This is a genomic window from Herbaspirillum sp. UBA812, assembly GCF_002296545.1.
Taxonomy (GTDB): Bacteria; Pseudomonadota; Gammaproteobacteria; order Burkholderiales; family Burkholderiaceae_D; genus Herbaspirillum; species Herbaspirillum huttiense.
In genome coordinates, this window is the sequence record NZ_DBIC01000159.1 from 1 (window position 1) to 4,070 (window position 4,070).

Sequence of the window (4,070 nt, forward strand, 5' to 3'; positions counted from 1 at the left end):
CACTTCATCATCTATTCGCGCAGCTACTGCCACCTGTGCGAAGACCTGCGTGACGCCTTGCGCCAGGCACTGGGCGAGATCCCGGCCGTGATCGAGATGGTCGATGTGGATGCCGATGAGGCGCTGGTGGCGCGTTACGATGAGCTGGTGCCGGTGCTGATGGGGCAGGGCAGTAATGGTCAGTGGCAGGAGTTGTGCCATTACCATCTGGACAAGGCGCGCCTGCAGGCATTTGTTGCTGAAATGAAATAAGTTGTGTTGTCGCAGCCAAGTCCGGCTGCACGGCCTGGCACCGGAAAGTCGGGCTTGTCCCTGTGAATTCCGGTAAAATGCCGGGTCGAATAAGCTGTTGCAAAGGCGCTCGGCTGGGCAAAGCCCGCTACAGAGCGCCTTTTTTCATCGTTTCCAGTCTGTTAATGAACAATATCCGTAATTTCTCGATCATCGCCCACATCGATCACGGCAAGTCCACGCTCGCCGACCGCATCATCCAGTTGTGCGGGGGCTTGTCCAACCGCGAGATGGAAGCCCAGGTGCTGGATTCGATGGATATCGAGCGCGAGCGCGGCATCACCATCAAGGCCCAGACCGCAGCCCTGGCCTACAAGGCCAAGGACGGCCAGATCTACAACCTCAACCTGATCGACACCCCGGGTCACGTCGACTTCAGCTATGAAGTCTCGCGCTCGCTGTCGGCCTGCGAAGGCGCGCTGCTGGTGGTCGACGCCTCCCAAGGCGTGGAAGCGCAGACCGTGGCCAACTGCTACACCGCCCTGGACCTGGGCGTGGAAGTGGTGCCGGTCTTGAACAAGATCGACCTGCCCTCCGCTGATCCCGACAACGCCAAGAGCGAGATCGAAGACGTGATCGGCATCGACGCCTCCGACGCCACTCCCTGCTCGGCCAAGACCGGCCTGGGCGTGGAAGACGTACTCGAAGCCATCGTGGCCAAGGTGCCGGCCCCCAAGGGTGACCCGGATGCACCGCTGCAGGCGCTGATCATCGATTCCTGGTTCGACAACTACGTCGGCGTGGTCATGCTGGTGCGCATCGTCAATGGCACCTTGCGTCCCAAGGACAAGATCCTGCTGATGGCCACCGAGACCCAGTACCTCACCGAAAGCATCGGCGTGTTCACGCCCAAGTCGCAATCGCGTGAATCCTTGTCGGCAGGGCAGGTCGGTTTCGTCATCGCCGGCATCAAGGAACTGAAGTCCGCGCGCGTGGGTGACACCATCACCCTGGCCGGCAAGCCTGCCCCGGCGCCGCTGCCCGGCTTCAAGGAAGTGCAGCCGCAGGTGTTTGCGGGCCTGTTCCCGGTGGAAGCCAACCAGTACGACGCCCTGCGCGACTCGCTGGAAAAATTGAAGCTCAACGACGCCGCCCTGATGTATGAGCCGGAAGTTTCGCAGGCGCTGGGCTTCGGCTTCCGCTGCGGCTTCCTGGGCCTGCTGCACATGGAAATCGTGCAGGAACGCCTGGAGCGCGAGTTCGACATGGACCTCATCACCACCGCGCCGACGGTGGTGTACGAAGTGCAGCAGCGCGACGGCACCATGCTGATGGTTGACAACCCGTCGAAGATGCCGGAAGTCTCCAAGATCGAGGAAATCCGCGAACCCATCGTCACCGTCAACCTGTACATGCCGCAGGAGTACGTAGGCTCGGTCATCACCCTGTGCACGCAGAAGCGCGGCATCCAGATGAACATGAGCTATCACGGCAAGCAGGTGCAGCTGACCTATGAAATGCCGATGGCCGAAATCGTGCTGGACTTCTTCGATCGCCTCAAGTCTACCTCGCGCGGCTATGCCTCCATGGACTACGAGTTCAAGGAATACCGTGCGGCAGACGTGGTCAAGGTCGACATGCTGATCAACAGCGAAAAGGTCGATGCGCTGGCCATCATCGTGCACCGTGCCGCAGCCCAGATCCGCGGTCGCCAGGTGGCGGCCAAGATGCGCGAACTGATCCCGCGCCAGATGTTCGACGTGGCGATCCAGGCGGCCATTGGTGCGACCATCATCTCGCGCGAAAACGTCAAGGCCATGCGCAAGAACGTGCTGGCCAAGTGCTACGGCGGCGACATCTCGCGCAAGCGCAAGCTGCTCGAAAAGCAGAAGGCCGGCAAGAAACGCATGAAGCAGGTGGGCTCGGTCGAAATTCCGCAGGAAGCATTCCTGGCAATCTTACAAGTGGACGATAAATAACATGCAGGCTTTGTTGGGCAACTTCGCACTCATTCTGTTCGTGCTGATGCTGGTGACCGGCGTGATCTGGTTCGCCGACACCTTCTTCCTCTCCAAGCAGCGCCGCGCCCGCGCCGACGCCGCCCTGGCCGAGTTCGACGCCGCTGTCGCGCGCGACCAGGCGCAAGGCGTCAAGCGTGACGGTACCGTCGCCACCGCCCGTGCCGACCTGCAGGCGCGCCACCTGAAGCAGCCGGCCTGGATCGAATATTCCGGCAGCTTCTTCCCGGTAATCGCGCTGGTGTTCTGCCTGCGCTCCTTCCTGTATGAACCGTTCAAGATTCCGTCCAGCTCGATGGTGCCGACGCTGCTGGTGGGCGACCTGATCCTGGTGAACAAATTCACCTACGGTATCCGCCTGCCCATCATCAACAAGAAGATCATCGAAGTGAACCAGCCGCAGCGCGGCGACGTCATGGTTTTCAAGTACCCGAAGGACATGTCGGTGGACTACATCAAGCGCGTGGTGGGCGTGCCTGGTGATAAAATAGTCTATAAAAACAAGCGCTTAACGGTTAATGGTGAACAAATTTCTTACAAAGCGCTGCCGGATTATCTGGACGACGAAAATCTGACGTACTATAAGCAATGGCAGGAAAACCTGACCGGCGTGGAGCACAAGATTCTCACTGATGAGCGTGCTCCCAACTTCGTGCCCAATCCCGATGCCTTCCCGCATCATGAGCTGTGCACCTACAACGCCGAAGGTTTCGCCTGCACGGTGCCGCCGGGTGAATATTTCATGATGGGCGACAACCGGGACAACAGCCTCGACAGTCGCTACTGGGGCTTCGTGCCGGACCAGAACATCGTCGGCAAGGCCTTCTTTGTCTGGATGAACCTGGGCGATATCAAGCGGATCGGCAGCTTCCACTAAGAGCGCGCCGCATCCTGGTCCAGCAGCTTGCGCAGTTTCTGCAGTTTCCAATTGGCAACTTTGCATTGTGGAGGCAGACCCGGAGCAGTTTTCAGCTTTGCTTTGAACCGATCCCGCTGACTGGTCAGGCTGGTAATCCCCGATCCACGCGCCACTGCGCGTATCGGGGCGGCAGACTGAATGACGGATGAAAAAATGGATCCTCAACTCTTGCAACAACGGCTAGGCCACCCATTCAAGGATGCTTCGCTCCTGCAGCAGGCCTTGACCCACCGTAGCCATAGCGCCTTGCATAACGAGCGGCTGGAATTCCTCGGCGATTCGGTGCTGAACTGCGTGGTGGCCTCGCTGCTCTTCGAACGCTACGACAAGATCGACGAAGGCGACCTCTCGCGCCTGCGCGCCAACCTGGTCAAGCAGCAATCCCTTTATGAAATCGCCCAGCGGCTGGAGCTCTCGCAGTTCCTGCGCCTGGGTGAGGGCGAACTCAAATCCGGCGGCTTCCGCCGTCCCTCGATTCTGGCCGATACACTGGAGGCGCTCTTTGGCGCGATCTTCCTCGATTCCGGTTTCGAGGCGGCGCGTGCGGTGATCCGCTCGCTCTACGTCCCGGTACTGGAACACGTCGATCCCAAGACCCTGGGCAAGGATGCCAAGACCCTGCTGCAGGAGTTTTTGCAGGGCAAGAAGATCCCGCTGCCGCAGTACAACGTCATCGCCACCCATGGTGCGGCCCACAGCCAGGAATTCGAGATCGAATGCCTGGTGCCCAAGCTGGACATCCAGGTCTTCGGCACCGGCGGCAGCCGCCGCGCCGGCGAACAGGCCGCCGCCAAGCTGGCCCTGGAAGCGGTGCAGCTGGCACTGGCCAAGACCCCGTCTGCCGGCCGCAAGCCGCGTGCCCGCACCACCCAGCTGAAACTGGCCGGCATCGCCACCATCCA

At 60.4% G+C, this 4,070-nt stretch carries 4 protein-coding genes; all 4 read left to right on the forward strand.

Translation table 11 applies throughout. From position 1 onward, the window contains the following. A partial coding sequence (locus tag B3873_RS10285; protein ID WP_286865800.1) for a glutaredoxin family protein occupies positions 1–252 on the forward strand: 252 nt, incomplete at its 5' end. Between the two features lie 164 nt (positions 253–416). Then, on the forward strand, positions 417–2,210 hold the full coding sequence (gene lepA, locus B3873_RS10290) for a translation elongation factor 4 (protein ID WP_039786382.1): 1,794 nt from the start codon (positions 417–419) through the stop codon (positions 2,208–2,210). 1 nt (position 2,211) lies between these two features. After that, the gene (gene lepB, locus B3873_RS10295) at positions 2,212–3,126 is read left to right on the forward strand and encodes a signal peptidase I (RefSeq protein WP_121039550.1); all 915 of its coding nucleotides are present in this window, start codon (positions 2,212–2,214) and stop codon (positions 3,124–3,126) included. A gap of 195 nt (positions 3,127–3,321) precedes the next feature. Further along, positions 3,322–4,070, forward strand: a 749-nt coding sequence (rnc, locus tag B3873_RS10300; RefSeq protein ID WP_286865801.1) for a ribonuclease III, incomplete at its 3' end; no start/stop codon positions are given.

Bases quoted from the DNA above. Each gene is read 5' to 3' on its own strand.
- lepA (WP_039786382.1), top strand. From the start codon at position 417: ATGAACAATATCCGTAATTTCTCGATCATCGCCCACATCGATCACGGC.
- lepB (WP_121039550.1), top strand. From the start codon at position 2,212: ATGCAGGCTTTGTTGGGCAACTTCGCACTCATTCTGTTCGTGCTGATG.